The sequence below is a fragment of the Providencia sp. 6390 genome (assembly GCF_058148425.1).
The window spans coordinates 402,407-421,983 of record NZ_JBYVYL010000003.1; the positions used below are offsets into that span (position 1 = coordinate 402,407).

The window sequence follows — 19,577 nt, forward strand, 5'->3', positions numbered from 1 at the left end:
TTCTAAGGTTGGCGTCGACGGCACCAAACTCGCTGGCGTCCCCTCCAGCCTGGTCATTTACGTGTGACGCTCATCGCCACACATGTACTTCACCTGACGTATCGGGTTATCCGGGGTGATGGCCAAGTCAGTCAGCGTAAATTTCACCGTGCATTGACGCGCCGCATTATTCCCCCACTTCACCAACAACTCGCCGTCTTCCGGCAAACCCGCCAAATACACTTGCCCCATGTCGCCCACAATGCCACTGATATCCTCATTCTTCGGTGCATTCATTAAGCTAACTATTGCGCCAAATGGGACGGGTTGCTGATTTTTCTGCTTCAGTGTCACCAACACTTGATATCCCACCCGCGTCACGATATCCACTTTCACCACCGCCCCCCGTGTTGGGTACACATTCACGTTCGATTGGTTCACATCGACATATTCTGGCAACGTCGTCGGATCTATCCCCACACTGTTTTTCATGTAATCTGATAAGTACGGCGCAATTGCATACCCTTGCCAATCCACCGTCGCATTACCATTGGTCAGACTTGTCCCTGACGCGCCCGGTACGCTCACCAAAGCCACCGATTCTCCCATCGACCGAGAAAAAGTCACACCACCACTATGCACCAACAACCCACCACTCGCGCTCATGTTAAGTGATTGAGATTGGCTGCTGTAGCTATACCCGGTACTCACGCTACCTTTACTCCCTTGATAGCCTAAATTCACATTACTCACTGCCGTTTGCCCCTGATTACCCCAACCTTGTGACACACTGTACGACACCGCACTGTCCATCATGTTTCCACTGACCCCTATCGAGTTCTGTGTTCGACCTTGATTGTCATGTGAGATGGACGCCGTAGCGTACATTGATTGCAGACTGTCCGAATACCCAAAAATACGAAACGGAATACTCACATTGGCACTGATTTGCCGATTCTCCGGCCAATGTCCATGGGTATCTTTCATCCGATCAATGTTATAATTCACCCCGATACCCACACCTTTAATGTTGTTACTGTAGCCCAATGACATCCCAATCAGGGTTTTATCGGAGCCCCAGTAATCATCACGGTTAGCTCGAAAACGTAATGTCCCGTAGCCCCCCAATTGTTGACTCAACTGCGTTTGAAAACTACTCCTCCGTCGTTGCAAGGTCCACGGGCTAAGCCCCTCTTCTAGGTTATACCCTTGGCTGTTAAACTCACTGAAGTTATAGTAATGCTCCGTCGAATAGCGTAAGGCGGTTAAATCCACCGAAGTGCCCGTGGATATCAAACTTTTGGAATAGCGTAATCGATATGACTGTCCTGTTTGGCGGTCAGAACGGTCTCGCCCCGTTCTCAACTTAGCCACTGAGTGCGTGACGTCAGCAGAAATAGCCCCAATTTCACCCAACGACACTCCTGTCCCAGCACTTGCAGATTGGTAATCTTTGGCCACTAATGCCCCACCAAACAACGTTAATCCATTTTGTAGCCCGTAAACTCCACTGGCTAACACAAAATCGGACTCTCGAGAGCCTTGCGTCAACGCACCGTCATAACGCCCTGCGGTCAATTCATATTTCCCCCCCCCCGGACGTAACATCATTGGTAACGCCGAATATGGCACAATAAATCGGCGCTCCGTACCATCGGCTTCCGTGACCGTCACATCATAGTCACCGGATAAACCAGCTTGTTGAATGTCATTTATATAAAATGGTCCGGGAGCGACATAAGTCTCATACACCACATTGCCGTTTTGGCGAACCGTAATGCGCGCATTGGTATTGGCCACCCCACTGATGGCCGGTGCATATCCACGCAATTGACTTGGCAACATTTGTTCATTCGATTCAAGTTTGATCCCTTTAAACGGCACGCTGTCAAAAATATCTCCCCCCGTATTAGATTCCCCCATCAATAAAGTGGAGCGCAATCCACGAATATCGCGAGACAAATAAGTATTCGAAAAACGTGTTTGTTGCTGATTTTGATTGCCACTGACCGTGCTACCACGGTAGTTAAAGCGAGTGTGCTTCATGATGCTCCGCAATCGCCACGGCCCTAGATTTGCGCCCCCCCGTACCGAGGCAAACAAATTATCTGTGTCCGTTTTACCGCCCCCAGCCACCTCATTTCTTGTCCGCCCCGCGCTCAACGAGTAATTAAACATCAATGCGGGAATGCCATCCTCCCAGCGCTCCGGGTTCATATAGCGGACATAATTCGGCACCATTGCTACCTGTGGAATGCTGATATCTAGCCGTAGTTGCGCCAAATCCAATTTGGCCGTCGCTTGTGGGATATACGCTGCCAAATTCGTTATCACCGTTTCAGGCGACAACGACTTCAAGTCGGGTAAATTCGGTACATTCACCCCCCAAGACTCAAGCAGGGTCGGGGTCAATTCCGGTGCCACGGTTTGTTTGGCATTCTTCACAAAGTGTAGCGTGTATTGACCTACGTCTTGAGAGTTCACCAAGACCGATACGGTATACTCCCCTTCAGCTACCCCACCCTCTTGTTCAAATGCGGATAAGTCAACGTGACTCGCTTCTCCATTCAACGTTAAAAAGCTCGGGTCAAAGTAATCCTCACCATAGGCCCAAGATGAAACCAAAAACACCGCGCTCGTACTTATAAGTCCGACATGAAGAAATAAAGGCAATCTGGAGCCATTAACACGATGACTAAATTGTATCTGCGACATAAACCCATCTCAATTAACTTATTGATAAATTAGAGCATTCCAAATATTCATGACCAATTAAAAGCTATCTCATTAAGGGGATTAAGGAAGCTGTCGACTCAGCAAGGCAGTTCTTCCGCCTTCATCATCAATTACTCGCCAACTAATCTCTGCCCCCGGCTTTATCAAAACGTCATACATTGCTGAGGAAAACGGTGCTAACATCCTTCGGTCACCTAAGGACACTGCCGTGTTATCTACATCCAAAGACCCCAACGTCACGTAATACGGTGTGGGATTAGTGATGTTCAAGTAACCGCCTGACGCCGAAAATTGCAATGCCGTGGCCCGTGCGTCCGCCCCCATCACCGCAAGCCCTTCGGGTCGATAAAACAACTTCAAATTATTTTGCAGGGCTAACACCATGCCCATGCTGGCTCCACGAGTCTCGTGGTCCGTGCCCGGTTTGGATTGGCTCGGTATGGCCTTTAACGACAAACTAAATAGTGACTCACGGTCTTGCGGCAACGCATCAAATTGCGTTAATCTAATGCGCAGCGTGATGGCCTCCTCAGGCGGAAAACGCAACAGTGGCGGTAACACAATAAAAGGCGTAACAATGGCCTTGGTACCGTCCGCATCAACCGCGGAAGTCGCCGCCTCCCAAGGAAGGACACGAGATTGCAGCAAATACACCGTCGATGTATAATTCGTTACCGTGAACGTGATGCCGCTTCTCGCACTGGCCGGGTAAATCAGTCGCGTACGTTCAAGGGCGATACCCTCACTCTCCGGCATGGCCATCCCCCACCAAGGAAGGAGGCCAATGAGTATCCCCAACATCCCCCTCCAACCCCAGATTGTGTTTCGACGTCCTTGAACTGCCCGATACTCACGCATTTAACACGCCTCCCTCACTTACCGTGACCAACGATATTCGTCACTCACACCACCAAAATCCGTTATCACTGACCATGTCACAGTGTTCGCCTGAGTGATACCTGATGTGGAATAATCTCGCGATGCAAACGGCGCTATCATCGCCCCTGTTTCTCGTACGGGAATGGACTGGCCATTCACCGTCAATCGCGCCAGTGTCACGTAATACGGCGTTGGGTTATTCACACTTAACTGCATCCCGCGTTGAGCAAATGTGAGCTTAGACGCCGCTGCTGCGGGGGGTAACGACAACCCGCTCGGGCGATAGAACAACTTGATTACCGTGCGTATGCCCAATGACACTTGCGGAGCCATCATGCCCGCCGCCTCTTCGGAAAACAGCGCAGTATCGTCGTTTTTCTTTACCGCCGGTATCGCTAGAAAACTCAAGTAGAACACCGACTCTCGGTCAGTCGGGAGCGCTGAGGTATCATTTCGCGCAATTAACACCGTATTCCGGCTCTCTTTCTCCAACCGAAACAGTGGCGGGGTAACCATAAAAGGCACAGCGGCTGTCGTCGGCGTTGTCGACTCGGGAGTCAGTAACACACGACTCTTCACCAAATACACACGGTCACTTTGGTTATTGAGGGTAACCTTGGCACTTCGGGCTTTCGCATCAAAAATAACCCGCGTTTGGCTCAGACTCAGCCCGCCTTCAGCCCAAATACAAGTACTGATAGTACACGAGGCTGTGGCCAACATTACCGTCACAACCTGATACATCCGATGCTTTCTCATCTTCATACCTTACTCATACACAAACTCAAACGTCACGGTGGCATTAAAGACTCCACCGTGACGTCCAGCTGAATTACACTGTCCACAACTGAGTTGGGCCGTCATGGGGAGTGACGTCACCACACTTTCTAACTCCGTGGTTGTATCCCAATTGTTGGCGACAATCGTGGGGGACGCCGCCAAATTGCCATTTCCCGCAAAAGTGCTGTTGCCTGCAGTGCTCAGTAAAAGACCGTACCCATTCGCCGCCATCGTACTGGGTGGGTTGAGATACAATGGCAGACCAAACTCCGTGGTCGTTTGCCCACTGACTTTAATCGACGGTGTTAATCCCCAGCCGGAACACTCACTCAAGGTTAAGTTGAAGGTTTCAGTCGTTGCGGCATTACCGTGCTCAATATCTGCCGCGAACAAGGCATTGCCATGATTAAACGGTATACTGTCAGGCACACTGATGCTACACCCTCCCCCCACAAACTCAGCAGTAAAGGTCAAGTTCGCAATCTCTGAGTCGGCATACCCCACCGTATTCACACCAAACAAACCTGTCATCATAAGCAGCCACAATAATGAAGCTCGCATTTCCATGTCTCCCTTTTAAGTGTATTTTGTTACTCAAAGGCCATATTGAGTGTCAACGACGCTTGAAAATGACCGGGAACCACATCCGTCAAAAACGGTCCCACCAACCCCACCCATAACACCCGGTCACTGGTGTACTGATTACTCTCATCCAACACGGTCAATGCCTGTCCTTGACCGCCATGACCGATAGCTTCGGTGGGTTGATAAAAATCCGACAAGGCAATTGGCTGGTCATTTTCCGATTGACGTATCATGAATCCCACCCCATTAGGGGGGCCACTGAGGAACACCACTTGGTCAGGATCCGTCATGTACGGAGTTTCCCCCGTCAAGCTCAGTTTGGGCAAAATGGCAGACTGCTCATCAACACAGTGCAATTGCAGGTGAATAGGCTGGATTTGAAAGGTCTGCACGCCCCCCGTTAATTGCTTGACAGCCACTGGGTTAAACCGTAGCGAACTCTCCGTAACCGAGAAATCACATCCCAACCCTTTATTGGCAATAACCGCCTGCAAAGACACTGGCTCAGCCGAAGATACCGACGTCATCATCAACACCCCCGCGAATAGCCCCAAATGTGCTCCCTTCTTCAACAGATATGTCATTGTCAGCCTCACTCTTCACGTCGACTAATCGTATTGAAACTCAAAGGTGATGTTCGCTACCAAGTCACCACCGATACGCGCCTGACTGCACTTTCCACAACTCAATGTCGCGGTCAGGGGGATACTGCCATTAAGGGTGGTTAAGTCGGTTTGAGTATTCCATTTTGAATTAACCGAAATCACTTTATTGGCGGCTAAATTGGTATTCGAGGCAAAGTTATCATTACCGTCCGTGGCCAGCAAAATCCCATACCCCGTCGTCGTCGAGGCTGCAGTGTCTAAATAAAGTGCCATGCCAGTATCCGTATTAGATAAACCCGCTAAAGTAATTTTTGGCGTCACCCCAAACCCGTGGCAATCGCTAAGCGTCAACTCAAAAGTCTGTTGTGCCGCTGCCTCATGACCTTCAATTTGGCTTGGTAACACCGCATCCCCATTATTGAAAATGACCACCCCGGTAGAAGTCGTGATAGCACAGGCCCCCTCGTACGCGATAGTCGCGGTAAATTCCGTACTAGCCGACGTCGCCGCTTGAGTTTCCACGCTCATCATCAGAGTGAAAACACCGAACAGGGCTGCCGTAAAAGGAGGTTTACTGAACTGCACCATGAAATTTCTCCATTCCTCCGTAATCATTGATGGCTTGCCAGTGAACGTCTCCCTTAAGCGGCGCATTCGCAAAAAATGTCTCTCCGTAAGGCGCAATCATATTTTGCTCTCGCTGCTCGCGAATACTGACTGGCTTACCGTTCACATTCAAGCTGCTAATGGTGATATAATACGGGGTCGGATTCGTCACTTTCAGCCGGTTGCCCGCGGCGGTGAATTGCAGTTGCCCCATGGCGTCTTTTTGTGTGATCGGTAAGCCGTAAGGCCGGTAAAACAGCTTGATAATATTACCGGTAGCCACATTCAGAACGCCTTCCGGCGCAGAAAATTCCGTTTGGGAAAAGGATGATGCAGGCAGAGCGGCCACGCGCAGATAAAAAAGAGATTCTTTATTTTGTGGCAAGGCATCGCCCTTTTTTATTACCCGCAACTGGTTCGTGCTTCCCGGCTCTAATCGGAAAAGTGCTGGAGACAGGACAAAAGGCACAGATGTATCCTGACCGTCAACATCTCGGAATATCTGAGCTTTGACCAGAAAAGGGCGCACTGAACTATCATCACTGCGTACACCGATACTGCCGCTCGCTTCCTGAGTTCCACTGACACCGGAAACAATGAGACGTGTACCTGTCAGTGAAACGCCGGCCACGGAAAAAACAGACCATAACATCACTATGAGAGTGACAGCGGTACAACAGACTGTCCGGCGGAAAGAAATGTACATATTCCCGATTCCTGTTAACTGATAAACCAAATACTCAGGAGATACCCGGAATAGATACGGTATTTGATCGCCGTATCTATTCTCCCGGGCGTTAACTGAAATTATTCTGATGCATACGAAATAATGACAGGAGCGGTATATAAACCGGGAGTCGGTGCAGTAATGGTTGAGGCCATTGCCACATTAAAGGTGTATGACGCACTGCCAAGAGTAATATCACCGTCATCATCAAGATAACCTTTCACCTCCAGCGGAACGTGGCCATCATTTTCGATTGCATCTTTGGATGTTTTCCCACCTGTTTTTAAGATCATAAACCCGGTATATGCATCATTGCCCACAAAAATGTTGTTATTACCGTTTGGTGCAGTTGTACCTGAAATATATAAATTCCCGGTTTCCGATTCGGAGTTTTTATCACCGCAGTTTTTCAGGGTCACCACCATCGTTACCGGTGTACCTGTCACGTTATTGACAGTGGAGCCGAAGTCACTGGTGGTATGCATTCCCGTATTAATGGTTGTACCGCCGGAAATACCGTTAACATCAATATCACAAGTTACCGCTGAAATGAGGCCACTGAGGGTGACATTCGCTGTATTTTGCCCAGCCGCATTGACATTTAAATTAAGCCCCATTGTTGCGACAAGTACACCAACAGATAATAAACTTCTTTTTAAATTAATAGACATATAAAGACATCTCCTTAGTTGATTTAAAATAGTTCGCACTGAACCATATCGACTTCTTGCCTATATTTAATAAAATAAGCAATAAGCAATAAGCAATAAGCAATAAGCAATAAGCAATAAGCAATAAGCAATAGAATAACAATATTAAATATTATTACTTATTATAATTTGAATTGGGACTTTAAATAAGTCTGATAACTTAACAAACAAATCAATATGGATACAATTAACACCTTGCTCATAACGAGAAATCTGTTGTTGACTAACACCAAGATAGCGTGATAGCGTGCTAATTCCTTTTCCGTTAACCCTTTTTCTTTTCGTAACAGTTTTATGTTATTTCCAATAAAAGAATGTATTGTAGGTGGCATTTTATTCATTGGCATAATCATCAGTTATATTTTCTGTCAATAATGAATGGGATTTTAGTAATAAATGAGAAGCTATAAATAATCCTTCCTCTTGGGAATAACACGCTTGATTATAGATTTGCTCTAACGGGTCATACTGATACCCCATTCCTTCTAGCAAGTTATCAATACTGACTTCAAGAGCGCCAGCCAAATGCTGAATTTGCGTTATATTTAATCGAACAATCCCACGTTCAATACGAGAAACATGCTGTTGAGAGCATAAAAGGCGCTCTGCCAATTCAGCACCACTCAACCCTTTACTCAAACGGATCCTTCGGATGTTGCAACCGATCATTTCCTTCGGAGATATCATGGGAATCCTCTAAAAAAATACATGAACTTTATTCAACTATTGTCAAAATGGACCAAATTGAAAACTTGCTCTTATGTGACGCATTTTAGGTTAAATGAAAATATACGTCAAATACGTAAAACATAAATAACATACTGTATACATTACTAAAAATGATATTCCCAACCTATAGGTAATACATTGAATTTTCATGTGATTTCAATGGTTATATTTTCCTCCCTTTCCATTAGCTTTTTATTTTGGAAATATTTTTTAGCTGCATATGCTGTTATTTATTGTAAATCAGATAAATATATCCGTTTATTTTTATATTTTAGTTTATTACCTCATCGTATATTGACTATTGTCAATTTGGTGCATTTTGACAACTCATTTTTGCTTATTTCTTAATCCAAGTATCTTAAAATCTAGATGGATGATTTGCAGTATAGCGCACAGTATGATGGATATAATCAAGTAAATAGCCACATAAATGACTCAACATCTGTGGATATACATCTCATGATAATTATGCAGGTTTGTTGTTTCCATGGGTAATCCCCCCATTTTTAACGGAGGTAATAAGTAGAATCAGGCCATACGCTGAATATGCTGCATCGGTGTGTAGCCATTCAACGCCATATTGGGTCGTTCGTGATTATAAAACCATTGCCATCCGGTCGCATAGTTTTGTAATTCATCCAGTGATGTAAACAGGTGTTGCCCCAGCCAGTCATAACGCACTGTCCGGTTGTATCGTTCAATATAAGCATTCTGCTGAGGTTTACCTGGTTGTATAAAGCGAAGCATTATATTCTGCTGAGCTGCCCATGATATCAGTATGTTACCTGTATATTCCGGTCCGTTATCACACCGAATGGCTGCGGGTTTTCCCTTCCATTCAATGAGTTGCTCCAGTGTTCTGACTACCCGACTTGCTGGCAGAGAAAAATCCACCTCTATGGCCAGTGCCTCACGATTAAAATCATCGATAATATTCAGTAAACGGACAGAGCGACCATCTGATAGCTGATCGTGCATAAAGCCCATTGACCAGCATTCATTGCTGCTTTCAGGCACTGTCAGTGGTTCCGGTTTATCCCGCTTCAGTCGTTTTTTGGGCTTGATGCGCATGTTCAGTGACAACTCGCAGTAAATCCGGTACACCCTTTTGTGGTTGAACCGCAGGCCTTTTACATTACGCAGGTACAAAAAACACAGGCCAAATCCCCAGTTGCGTTGACTGTCAGTAATGCGGAGCAACCAGTCGGCAATGACCTGATTTTCTTCATTCAGTTTAGGCTGATAACGATAGCAACTTTCGCTGACAGAAAACAGCCGGCAGGCAAAACGTATGCTGACGTTTCGGCTTCTGACTACATCCTGCGCCATCTGCTTCCGGCATGATGGCTTTACCACTTTTTTGCCATGGCCTCCTGAATGATCTCGGCTTTGAGACGTTCTTCGGCATACATCTTTTTAAGGCGGCGGTTTTCATCTTCCAGATCTTTGAGGCGGGTCATCATAGATGCGTCCATGCCGCCATAGCGTGAACGCCACTTATAGAAACTGGCATTGCTCATGCCGTGCTCGCGGCACAGTTCAGTTACCGGTGTTCCGGCCTCTGCTTGTTTCAGGATAGACATGATCTGACTGTCGGTAAAACGTGCTTTCTTCATAGAATTCTCCTCGGTTCAGATTACGAGAAAATTTTACTTATGAACACACCGGTTTTTCGGGGGGATTACCATTTGCGATATCACTAAGAGTAGAATTAACATATGTAAAATTCTTATTCTTTTAGTCTGATAAAGACCAAAAAAATCCCAAATCGATTTAAATATGCCCACAATGCTTCACCTTTTTTATGATTATTCACACGAACACAGTTTAATTGCTTATAACTCAATTAGTTATGGATTTAAGCCCTAATTGTAGAATATTTTATATGAAATACAGTTCACATCTACAAGTTAATTACAATTATCACTTTAAGATTGTTGTATTTATAGGCCAATACCAATTAGTTTTTTTATTTAAGAACCCATCCCAAAAGGAATTGTCAGATAATATATAATGATAATTTATGAGGACAAAGCATGGGTGATGTTGGAGCCTGTTGGGATACGCCGTTGTAGAACGATTTTTTGGCAGTTTAAAACACGATTGGGTACTGAAAATCCCTCAGCCGACTCGGAAACAGATGAAAGAAGATGTTATCGCGTATATGCGCTATTACAACCTAGAAAGGCTTCATACTGCCAACGGTGATCTGTCCCCAATTGAGTATGAACAAAATTCCTTAAGAAAAGTGTCCTGATTTAGTTGCGCAGAACATTTTTTTTGAGATCTACACCAAAAAGCCAAACAAAAGCAAAAAAATAAGCTAGAGCGTGTTTATCTTTGTAGTGCATATTTCAATCGACCCACATTGGGAGCCACATGATTGAAAATGCTAAAGCAACAACACTTTCATAATTTCGGGCTAATTTGTCATACCGAGTCGCCACTGCTCGGTATTTCTTTAATTTTAAGAAGGCATTTTCAACTAAATGACGATATCGATATAAGCACCAATCAATATCTTTATTCCCTTGTTTACTATTCCCTTTTCTTGGGATGACATGCTGACCCCGACGGCTTTTTATCAACTGTCGTAAGGCTTCACAGTCATAGCCTTTATCTGCAATAACAACTTCGGCTTCCGGTGAAGAGGTAACCAATGTTTCTGCATAACTCACATCATGGGCTTGCCCACCTGACAACTCAAAATGAACCGGAAGACCACTGCTATCTACCGCTAAATGTATTTTAGTTGAGTTGCCGCCTCGACTTTTGCCTATAGCCTGCTTTGAAGCATCTTTAACGTTGGCTCCATCTTGATGCGTTTTCACGATACTGGCATCAATAAATAGCCACTGAGGATCATTGAAGCGAGATAGAAATTGGAAAATTTCCATCATCACGCCTTTCTTTGACCAAAGGTTAAAACATCTAAATACCGTATTCCATTCACCAAATTGACGAGGTAAATCGCGCCATGGAATGCCTGTTCTTATTCGGAATAAAATACCTTCAAGGGTCATTCTATGTTCTGGTTTGTTATAAATACGTCCGGTTAGGTGCATGATTTTTGATAGTAACTTCCAGCTATCATCTGTTAACATAAGTCTCGGCATTTGGGGGTGTTTTTTTGATTTTTGGCGAAACCATTATAACAGCCCCATTTGCTGTCTGCTTTTTATACCGAAAAGATCAACACGCTCTAGTAAGGAAACAATTGATTTCGGTGTATAGAACTGACCTCCTTGTTTACCTTCTGCTAACGCAAATTCACCTAAGAAATATTCAAAAACATGCCCTAGTATATCCGCAGAGCGTGATTTAGCATCACCTAGTGCAATATCGCCCACAAGATCAATTAACTCGCCAAGTACGGTTGCATCAAGGTTTTGACGTGCATAAACTTTTGGTAATACCCCTTTTAATTGCGGGTTATCTTCTTCGATGGCTTCCATAGCGTCATCGACTAATTTACCGATATTGGGCTGTTTTGCATTATTGAGTAAATTTGTCCAACGTGCTTTTTCAGGCACAAAGAACACGTTGTAAGCAAGATACTCATCACTATCTTCGGGATCTGCCCCTACAAACTCGCCTTGACCCGCTTTAAGCTTTTCATAGTGAGACTCAAACGAATCAGAAATATACTTTAAGAATATTAATCCCAGCACAACATGCTTGTATTCTGCTGCATCAATATTCTTACGCAATTTATCAGCGGCTTTCCACAGGATAACTTCTAACGGTTCAGATTTGGTTTCTTTCGGTTTTTTAGCCATAGTTCCATTACTTACATCAGTAAAAATAATGCAACTATTCTTACCTATTTATAGCCAAAAATCTAATAGAACAGACCGATAACTTGCGATAGTTATCCAAAGGATTGATTATCAGCAAATGCCATATTTAATACTTCAACATTGCTTTCAAATTATGAGTATTAGATATAATTGGAGCTGTCCTAGATAACTAAGATCATCTAGGATAGTTCCATGAGAAAAAGCAGACTCAGTCAATACAAACAAGAACGGTTACTTGAGCTGTTTATTGCAGGCTCTACAGCCCATATTGCCGCAGAGCTGGTTGGTGTCCACAGAAATACAGCCGCTTACTATTATTATTAATTCACAGTTTAATATATCATACCAAACTCCCCATATGATCCGCCCATTTCTGCAACCACACCTTACATTCACTCTCATAACCATATAAATCATACGTTCCTTCGATACCACTACGTGAATGCCCAAGTATCGCCTCCCCCACTTCATTGGGGCAACCTAGTTTAGCTAGCCCAGTACGTACTGTTCGACGTAAATCATGAGGTGACCAATCAGGGATATCTAGCATCTTGCCTTCTTTGCGTAAACGCCACGCACATTCTGTTAGATATTTTTGTTGAATCGGCAACTTGGTTACTTGAGAAGGGAAAAGATATTTATCGGAGTTCATGCGCATTGATTTCAAGTAGATGACTGCTTGCTCAGGTAATTGCACGTATCGTTCAATTCCTGTCTTGGTTTCTTTCAAATGAATAGTTCCTTTTTCAAGATCCACATCATCCCAAGCCATTGCGCACACTTCACCAGTTCGGCAGCCCGTCCAAAGCGTCAGACGGAAAACATTTTTCACAACATTGGTGTAAGCTGAACTAGGCAACCATGCTAAAAATTTCTTGAGTTCATTATCATCTAGATAACGAGTGCCTTTATTACTTGTTAGTTTAAACTTAGCTTGCTGCAAACTCGATTTCGCCAATAATGCTGGATTAGCGAAATTATCATCAAAATACTCGAGACCAATTGCAAACTCATAGGCTGCTGACAATTCACGTAATACATTACCCGCTTGAACCTTAGCACCTCGCCCATCAATTTCACGTACAAGTTCAATGACATCTTTTCGGGTCACTTCATGTGCCATTCGTTCACCTAAAACGCGAATAACATCCGCTTCAAGCATACGACGGACTTCTATTTGCCCTTTCTTCTTTCTTGCTCCTGCAATGATTTTACCGTCTTTTCCCTTGCGATCTTCGATACGTTCAACAAGGTAGAGCTCGATAAGCGCCTTTACCGTTAGCTTTGTTTCTTGAGGCTGTAGTTGTTTCTGCTTTTTATGCTGTTTTTCTTCTTTTAGCTCTGTCGCGGGACATCGTCCTAATTGACGTAATTGTTTTAATTCTTGTAGCTTAACTCTCGCTTCACTCAACGATATTTGAGGAAAATTACCAATTTTTATCTGTACAAGTTTATGTGTAACTGGGCTACTATATCGATAAATAAATGTCTTAATACCCGTCGCACCACAAGATACTCGTAAACCTGTGTTTTCGCCTGTATCAGTCCTAACATGACAGTTAGGCTTCATCGCCTCAATGGCTTTTGCTGATAAGGGCTTCGCTGATGATTTTTGGCTCATAGGTATCACCTTGTTTAGCGCTGACTATAAGATAATTAAAGATTTTTAGTGAAAAGTGTAGGTTATCAGTTTTGTTATGCCCATTATACCATATCACCACTAACAACCTACACTTTAACCTACACTTATATATGGGATTCTGTGGTATTTTATAAGATATAATGAGATCTTATGAGACAATGAAAAAACATAGAATCAAGTTAATTCAATAAGTTAATATAGATAACACCATGATTGACAGCCAAAATTTCGACTCCCACACACCAATGATGCAGCAGTATTTAAAACTAAAAGCACAACATCCAGATATACTGCTGTTTTATCGTATGGGTGACTTTTACGAGCTGTTCTTTGATGATGCTAAAAAAGCGTCTCAACTATTAGATATCTCACTCACTAAGCGTGGCCAAACGGCAGGACAACCCATTCCAATGGCAGGCGTTCCCCACCACGCAGCAGAAAACTATTTAGCAAGACTCGTGCAAATGGGTGAATCAGTGGCGATTTGTGAGCAAATTGGTGATCCTGCCACCAGCAAAGGCCCTGTTGAACGTAAGGTCGTACGCATTGTCACCCCAGGAACCATTACTGATGAAGCCTTACTGAATGAACGGCAAGATAACTTGCTGGCAGCTGTCTGGCAAGAAACTCAAGGCTATGGCTTTGCCACACTGGATATCACATCAGGGCGCTTTATTATCAGCGAAATCGACGATGAAGAGTCATTACGTGCCGAACTACAGCGCACTCGCCCCGCTGAATTACTATATTCAGAAGACTTTGCCAGTATGGCACTTATTGAAAATTGTAAAGGCCTGCGCCGCCGCCCGTTATGGGAGTTTGAATTAGAAACAGCAAAACAACAGCTAGGCTTGCAGTTTGGTACAAAAGATCTTATTGGCTTTGGTGTAGAAAATGCAACCAAAGCGCTACGTGCTGCTGGTTGCCTTCTTCAATATGTGAAAGATACACAACGTACCGCATTGCCCCACATTCGTAGTATTGTGATGGAAAAACAGACAGATAATGTCATTCTTGATGCTGCAACGCGACGTAATTTAGAAATTACCCAAAATCTATCCGGTGGAACAGAGAATACCCTCGCCTCCATATTAGACTTATGTGTTACCCCAATGGGCAGCCGAATGTTAAAACGCTGGCTGCATACTCCACTCCGTCATATTCAAACACTGAATAATCGTCAGCAAGCTATCAGTGCTCTGCAAGAGTGCGGCTTAGAGCTACAACCATTATTACGCCAAGTAGGTGATTTAGAGCGTGTCTTAGCACGTTTAGCACTACGCTCAGCACGCCCACGCGATTTAGCACGTATGCGCCATGCGTTTGAACAATATCAAGATATCCATCAAATTCTTAGCCAATCAAACAGCGAATACCTGCAAAATTTACAAAAACGTATTAATCAGTTCGATGAGCTGCAAGATTTACTACAACGAGCAATTATTGATGCGCCTCCAGTTCTAGTGCGAGATGGCGGTGTCATTGCCCCTGGCTACAATAGTGAACTTGATGAGTGGCGAGCACTGGCAGATGGTGCAACTGACTACCTCGATCGCCTTGAGGTTCGTGAAAAAGAGAAGCTCGGTATTGATACATTAAAAGTTGGCTATAACGCAGTACATGGTTATTTTATCCAAGTAAGTCGTGGCCAAAGCCATTTAGTGCCAATCCACTATGTACGCCGTCAAACGTTGAAAAATGCTGAGCGCTACATCATTCCTGAATTAAAAGAGTATGAAGACAAAGTATTAACCTCAAAAGGTAAAGCATTAGCCATTGAAAAAGCACTTTACGATGAACTTTTTGACATGCTATTGCCACATCTTGCTGATTTGCAACTTAGTGCCGAAGCGCTAGCTGAGCTGGATGTACTCAATAACTTAGCCGAACGCGCTGAAACACTCGGCTATAATTGCCCACAATTAACAGATAAACCAGGTATTCAAATTACCGAAGGGCGTCACCCTGTGGTTGAGCAAGTATTGAGTGAGCCTTTTATTTCAAACCCACTCTCTTTATCACCACAGCGTAGACTGCTAATTATTACAGGTCCTAATATGGGCGGGAAAAGTACTTATATGCGCCAAGCCGCATTGATTACTTTACTGGCTTATATTGGTAGCTTTGTGCCAGCAACTAAAGCGATTATTGGCCCTGTTGATCGCATTTTTACACGTGTTGGTGCATCCGATGATTTAGCATCAGGGCGTTCAACCTTTATGGTTGAAATGACTGAAACAGCTAATATCCTACACAATGCAACTGAACACAGTTTAGTTTTAATGGATGAAATAGGTCGAGGAACTTCTACTTACGATGGACTATCACTCGCTTGGGCCTGCGCAGAAAATCTTGTTAACCGCATAAAATCGATGACCTTGTTTGCAACCCATTATTTTGAACTTACTAATTTGCCTGAAAAATTAGAAGGAGCGGTTAATATTCACCTTGATGCCATGGAACATGGTGACACCATTGCATTCATGCACAACGTGCAAGATGGCGCCGCGAGCAAAAGTTATGGTTTAGCTGTTGCTTCCCTAGCCGGTGTTCCTAAAGAGGTTATCAAACGCGCTAAGCAAAAACTCAAAGAGCTAGAGCTGATTTCAAATAATACCAACTCTAGCCATGTCGACAGCGCACAGCTAAGCTTCTTAGCTCAAGAAGAACCCTCACCTGTACTAAGTGCTCTAGAAAATATCGATCCTGACAAATTAACGCCAAGGCAGGCTCTAGACTGGTTATATCGCTTAAAGGAAATGGATAAGTAGTATGCAAGATCATGCTGAATTACTTGCTCCTATCAGGCAGTTTTTACATTGCGAAACTCCTGATAGTTGGGTTAAAAAAGCCAGTGAGCCTGAGAATTTGCCTATATTACTGAAAGACCATTTATTGTGCGAATTGAAGGCCGCGCAAAGTGCGATGTTTTTAATTCGCAAATATGCAGTGGATAAAGAAAGTGCTGCGGTATTACTTGCATGGTTTAAGCCTTATGAGGACTTCGCTTATGATCGCATTGGTGATGTTCATTCATTAAAAGATAAAAACCAAATTTCAAAGCAGATTTTAGCTAAAAAACAATCGCCTTATAGCCAAGATCTGATTGATAAAATGGTACTTTTAATAAAAGAAGAGCTGCATCATTTTTATCAAGTCCTTGAAATTATGCATCAAAGAAATATTAGCTACGATGGTATTACCGCGAGCCGATATGCTAAAGGCCTATTCAGCCATATGAGTGGTCATGAACCACAAACGCTAGTCGATAAACTGATCATTGGGGCTTATATCGAAGCCCGTTCATGTGAACGTTTTGCCAAACTAGCACCTTTCTTAGATAATGATTTAGCAAACTTTTATATTTCCTTGCTGCGTTCAGAAGCAAGGCACTACCAAGATTACTTAAAACTGGCTCAATTAATTAGTAAAACAGATATCAGCGAACGCGTTGACATGTTTGGGGCCGTTGAGGCCGAACTAATTACCTCATTTGATAGTGATTTCAAATTTCACAGCGGTGTCCCACTCTTATAAAAAATAAAAAGCCCTTAACATGATCAGCTAAGGGCTTCTTCATTACTATATTACTATTCTAAAAATATCTTACATATTAAATAAGGCTTCTAAGGACAGATCTTCGCCTTGTAAGATATCTTTTAATCTCCTCAATCCTTCAACTTGGATCTGACGTACTCTTTCACGAGTTAAACCAATTTCCCGACCTACTTCTTCAAGAGTTTCAGCTTCATAACCTAGCAACCCAAAACGACGTGCCAGTACCTCTCGCTGTTTTGGATTCAATTCAAATAACCACTTCACAATATTTTCTTTCAAGTTGTTATCTTGAATTGTATGTTCTGGCCCTGACTCATTTTCATCAGATAGAACTTCTAACAAGGATTTCTCTGAATCACCAGCAATAGGTGTATCAACCGATGTAATACGTTCATTTAAACGTAACATACGACTGACATCTTCCACTGGTTTATCTAGCTGCTCAGCAATTTCCTCTGCACTAGGCTCATGATCTAACTTTTGTGCTAGCTCGCGGGCGGTCCTAAGGTAAATATTGAGCTCTTTGACGATATGTATGGGGAGACGAATAGTTCTCGTTTGGTTCATGATCGCCCGTTCAATAGTTTGACGGATCCACCATGTCGCATAAGTTGAAAAACGGAAACCTTTTTCAGGATCAAACTTTTCAACCGCACGAATTAACCCCAAATTACCTTCCTCAATGAGGTCAAGTAAAGCGAGGCCCCGATTATTATAACGTCGAGAGATCTTAACAACTAACCGAAGGTTACTTTCTATCATGCGCTGACGCGATGCAATATCACCACGTAGCGCTCTTCTTGAATAGAAAACTTCTTCCTCAGCTGTTAGGAGCGGAGAGAATCCAATTTCACTGAGATAAATTTGAGTGGCATCCAGAACACGTTGACTTGTGCTCTGGAGTAAATCCATTTCATCATCTAGTTCAGCAACTAGATCCTCTTCTTTGAACTGACTCTCATCAAAAGCATCATCCATCGTGCTTTCTTCGAGATCATCGTATAACTCGTTAGCTTTCAGCGAACTTTGGCTCATCAGTGACTCCTACCCTTGATAATGAGGACAGAATGTCATTGCATTCTGCCCAGTTTATCGCTGCGGTAAGTAACGCAGCGGGTTTACTGATTTTCCCTTGTAACGAATTTCAAAATGTAACCTAACCGAGCTTGTACCGGTGCTACCCATAGTGGCTATTTTTTGACCCGCAGTAACATCCTGCTGATCACGCACAAGTAACGTATCGTTATGTGCGTAAGCACTTAAGTAGTCATCGTTATGTTTTATTATTATAAGATTTCCATATCCACGCAGTGCATTTCCCGCGTAAACCACTTTTCCTGGGGCAGAAGCAAGTACAGGCTGACCACGTGAGCCAGCAATATCGATGCCTTTATTTCCACCTTGAGCGTCAGAGAAACCTTCAATCATTTTCCCTTCAGCTGGCCAGCGCCATTTTATCGATGAACTGTTAGTACTGCTTTCTGTCGTCGGAGAGGTTGTAGAAGCTGCCGCGGTGGTTGTTGCCGTAGAAGTCTGCGTTGCAGGCTTCTTATTGTTAGGCAACATTTTACCTGAAGTTTGACCGCTTCCATTTGCAGGATACGCATTAGTTGTTCGAAGATCAACCGGTTGCTGATTACTATTTGATGAATTTGCAGCTAATTGCCCGTTCGAGTTCACATTTCCATTACCAATATTAATCACTTGGCCAACATTTAAGCTATAAGGTTCAGCAATATTGTTTTTATCCGCTAACTCACGAAAATCGTTACCCGTTATATAGGCAATGTAGAACAAGGTATCACCGCGCTGAACCGTGTAGCTACTCCCATTGTAACTACCTTTAGGGATACTACCGTAGTCGCGATTATAAATAATACGCCCTTGACCATTCATGTTCACAGGTGCTGAACTCGCCACCGATGCTGATGAATTTGAAGACAAATTAGGTCGAGAAGAAGGCATCGCCGTACTTGTACCACCCGTTGTTGGTACAGTTCTTTGAACGGTCTGCTGGCTAGTCGTTTGACTATCATTTACACTCGAAATGGGTGCGGCTGTATGATACGGAGTCGAACACCCCGCTAATAAAGCACCACCAAATGAAAAGATCACCGCCCATCGAATTTTGCTTATTGGGCTAACAATTTTCATGCTTCTTCTCCCGTGAAGAAAAATCTGACATAACAAATTCGTTTGTGTCAGTAAACATTAGAGCCTGTTCTACTCGTCATCTTCCAA

At 43.7% G+C, this 19,577-nt stretch carries 17 protein-coding genes and 3 pseudogenes; 4 read left to right on the plus strand and 16 right to left on the minus strand.

What is annotated here, in order from left to right; all coding sequences use genetic code 11:
• Positions 1-57: 57 nt before the first annotated feature.
• The 11 genes and pseudogenes from AC3Z9T_RS09175 to AC3Z9T_RS09225 all read right to left on the minus strand — a co-directional run.
• Positions 58-2,589 (minus strand): annotated as a pseudogene (locus tag AC3Z9T_RS09175) (fimbria/pilus outer membrane usher protein); the annotation flags it as partial.
• 186 nt (positions 2,590-2,775) lie between these two features.
• A complete protein-coding gene (locus AC3Z9T_RS09180; RefSeq protein ID WP_490125869.1) occupies positions 2,776-3,471 on the minus strand; it encodes a fimbrial biogenesis chaperone in 696 nt (231 codons plus the stop codon).
• Positions 3,472-3,591: 120 nt separating this feature from the next.
• Positions 3,592-4,359 (minus strand): fimbrial biogenesis chaperone, encoded by a 768-nt coding sequence (locus AC3Z9T_RS09185; protein WP_490125870.1) that lies wholly within the window; start codon positions 4,357-4,359, stop codon positions 3,592-3,594.
• Between the two features lie 3 nt (positions 4,360-4,362).
• The gene (locus tag AC3Z9T_RS09190) at positions 4,363-4,935 is read right to left on the minus strand and encodes a fimbrial protein (RefSeq protein WP_490125871.1); all 573 of its coding nucleotides are present in this window, start codon (positions 4,933-4,935) and stop codon (positions 4,363-4,365) included.
• A gap of 29 nt (positions 4,936-4,964) precedes the next feature.
• A complete protein-coding gene (locus tag AC3Z9T_RS09195) occupies positions 4,965-5,489 on the minus strand; it encodes a fimbrial protein (RefSeq protein ID WP_490125872.1) in 525 nt (174 codons plus the stop codon).
• Positions 5,490-5,567: 78 nt separating this feature from the next.
• On the minus strand, positions 5,568-5,969 hold the full coding sequence (locus AC3Z9T_RS09200; protein ID WP_490125873.1) for a hypothetical protein: 402 nt from the start codon (positions 5,967-5,969) through the stop codon (positions 5,568-5,570).
• A gap of 166 nt (positions 5,970-6,135) precedes the next feature.
• Entirely contained in the window at positions 6,136-6,876 is a 741-nt protein-coding gene (locus AC3Z9T_RS09205; RefSeq protein ID WP_490125874.1) for a fimbrial biogenesis chaperone, read from the minus strand.
• A gap of 101 nt (positions 6,877-6,977) precedes the next feature.
• On the minus strand, positions 6,978-7,568 hold the full coding sequence (locus AC3Z9T_RS09210; RefSeq protein WP_490125875.1) for a fimbrial protein: 591 nt from the start codon (positions 7,566-7,568) through the stop codon (positions 6,978-6,980).
• A gap of 144 nt (positions 7,569-7,712) precedes the next feature.
• Complete coding sequence (locus AC3Z9T_RS09215; protein ID WP_490125914.1) at positions 7,713-7,862, minus strand: helix-turn-helix domain-containing protein; 150 nt, start codon at positions 7,860-7,862, stop codon at positions 7,713-7,715.
• 78 nt (positions 7,863-7,940) lie between these two features.
• Positions 7,941-8,294: a helix-turn-helix domain-containing protein gene (locus AC3Z9T_RS09220; RefSeq protein WP_490125876.1), complete on the minus strand. Its 354-nt coding sequence runs from the start codon at positions 8,292-8,294 to the stop codon at positions 7,941-7,943.
• A 570-nt stretch (positions 8,295-8,864) separates the two neighbouring features.
• Positions 8,865-9,952 (minus strand): IS3 family transposase gene (locus AC3Z9T_RS09225; RefSeq protein WP_490125877.1). Its coding sequence is split into 2 segments (ribosomal slippage): positions 8,865-9,700 and positions 9,700-9,952, totalling 1,089 coding nucleotides; the frame shifts between segments, so codons are not numbered across the junction.
• A 417-nt stretch (positions 9,953-10,369) separates the two neighbouring features.
• Between AC3Z9T_RS09225 and AC3Z9T_RS09230 the strand changes: the two are divergent.
• A pseudogene (locus tag AC3Z9T_RS09230) lies at positions 10,370-10,593 on the plus strand (IS3 family transposase); the annotation flags it as partial.
• Positions 10,594-10,690: 97 nt separating this feature from the next.
• Here the strand turns inward: AC3Z9T_RS09230 and AC3Z9T_RS09235 are convergent.
• A complete protein-coding gene (locus AC3Z9T_RS09235) occupies positions 10,691-11,452 on the minus strand; it encodes an IS5 family transposase (protein ID WP_490125878.1) in 762 nt (253 codons plus the stop codon).
• Positions 11,453-11,485: 33 nt separating this feature from the next.
• Positions 11,486-12,115, minus strand: coding sequence for a type I restriction-modification system subunit M N-terminal domain-containing protein (locus AC3Z9T_RS09240; protein ID WP_490125879.1), 630 nt, complete (start codon positions 12,113-12,115; stop codon positions 11,486-11,488).
• Between the two features lie 213 nt (positions 12,116-12,328).
• Between AC3Z9T_RS09240 and AC3Z9T_RS09245 the strand changes: the two are divergent.
• A pseudogene (locus AC3Z9T_RS09245) lies at positions 12,329-12,457 on the plus strand (IS1595 family transposase); the annotation flags it as partial.
• 19 nt (positions 12,458-12,476) lie between these two features.
• Here the strand turns inward: AC3Z9T_RS09245 and AC3Z9T_RS09250 are convergent.
• Positions 12,477-13,757 carry a tyrosine-type recombinase/integrase gene (locus AC3Z9T_RS09250; protein ID WP_159287705.1) on the minus strand — a complete coding sequence of 427 codons (1,281 nt, stop codon included), beginning with the start codon at positions 13,755-13,757 and terminating at the stop codon, positions 12,477-12,479.
• Positions 13,758-13,987: 230 nt separating this feature from the next.
• Here AC3Z9T_RS09250 and mutS point away from each other — a divergent pair, with 230 nt between their 5' ends.
• Positions 13,988-16,549 (plus strand): DNA mismatch repair protein MutS, encoded by a 2,562-nt coding sequence (gene mutS / locus AC3Z9T_RS09255; protein WP_490125880.1) that lies wholly within the window; start codon positions 13,988-13,990, stop codon positions 16,547-16,549.
• Position 16,550: 1 nt separating this feature from the next.
• Positions 16,551-17,315, plus strand: coding sequence for a tRNA isopentenyl-2-thiomethyl-A-37 hydroxylase MiaE (gene miaE / locus AC3Z9T_RS09260; protein WP_490125881.1), 765 nt, complete (start codon positions 16,551-16,553; stop codon positions 17,313-17,315).
• 69 nt (positions 17,316-17,384) lie between these two features.
• Here miaE and rpoS read toward each other — a convergent pair whose 3' ends face one another.
• Entirely contained in the window at positions 17,385-18,371 is a 987-nt protein-coding gene (rpoS, locus tag AC3Z9T_RS09265; protein WP_490125882.1) for an RNA polymerase sigma factor RpoS, read from the minus strand.
• A 54-nt stretch (positions 18,372-18,425) separates the two neighbouring features.
• The gene (gene nlpD / locus AC3Z9T_RS09270) at positions 18,426-19,490 is read right to left on the minus strand and encodes a murein hydrolase activator NlpD (protein WP_490125883.1); all 1,065 of its coding nucleotides are present in this window, start codon (positions 19,488-19,490) and stop codon (positions 18,426-18,428) included.
• Between the last annotated feature and the right edge of the window lie 87 nt (positions 19,491-19,577).

Coding starts and splice junctions, on each gene's coding strand:
- AC3Z9T_RS09195 (WP_490125872.1), bottom strand. CDS start 5,489: ATGATGACGTCGGTATCTTCGGCTGAGCCAGTGTCTTTGCAGGCGGTT.
- miaE (WP_490125881.1), top strand. CDS start 16,551: ATGCAAGATCATGCTGAATTACTTGCTCCTATCAGGCAGTTTTTACAT.
- AC3Z9T_RS09205 (WP_490125874.1), bottom strand. CDS start 6,876: ATGTACATTTCTTTCCGCCGGACAGTCTGTTGTACCGCTGTCACTCTC.
- AC3Z9T_RS09180 (WP_490125869.1), bottom strand. CDS start 3,471: ATGCCGGAGAGTGAGGGTATCGCCCTTGAACGTACGCGACTGATTTAC.
- rpoS (WP_490125882.1), bottom strand. CDS start 18,371: ATGAGCCAAAGTTCGCTGAAAGCTAACGAGTTATACGATGATCTCGAA.
- AC3Z9T_RS09220 (WP_490125876.1), bottom strand. CDS start 8,294: ATGATATCTCCGAAGGAAATGATCGGTTGCAACATCCGAAGGATCCGT.
- AC3Z9T_RS09240 (WP_490125879.1), bottom strand. CDS start 12,115: ATGGCTAAAAAACCGAAAGAAACCAAATCTGAACCGTTAGAAGTTATC.
- AC3Z9T_RS09190 (WP_490125871.1), bottom strand. CDS start 4,935: ATGCGAGCTTCATTATTGTGGCTGCTTATGATGACAGGTTTGTTTGGT.
- AC3Z9T_RS09250 (WP_159287705.1), bottom strand. CDS start 13,757: ATGAGCCAAAAATCATCAGCGAAGCCCTTATCAGCAAAAGCCATTGAG.
- AC3Z9T_RS09210 (WP_490125875.1), bottom strand. CDS start 7,568: ATGTCTATTAATTTAAAAAGAAGTTTATTATCTGTTGGTGTACTTGTC.
- mutS (WP_490125880.1), top strand. CDS start 13,988: ATGATTGACAGCCAAAATTTCGACTCCCACACACCAATGATGCAGCAG.
- AC3Z9T_RS09235 (WP_490125878.1), bottom strand. CDS start 11,452: ATGCCGAGACTTATGTTAACAGATGATAGCTGGAAGTTACTATCAAAA.
- AC3Z9T_RS09185 (WP_490125870.1), bottom strand. CDS start 4,359: ATGAAGATGAGAAAGCATCGGATGTATCAGGTTGTGACGGTAATGTTG.
- nlpD (WP_490125883.1), bottom strand. CDS start 19,490: ATGAAAATTGTTAGCCCAATAAGCAAAATTCGATGGGCGGTGATCTTT.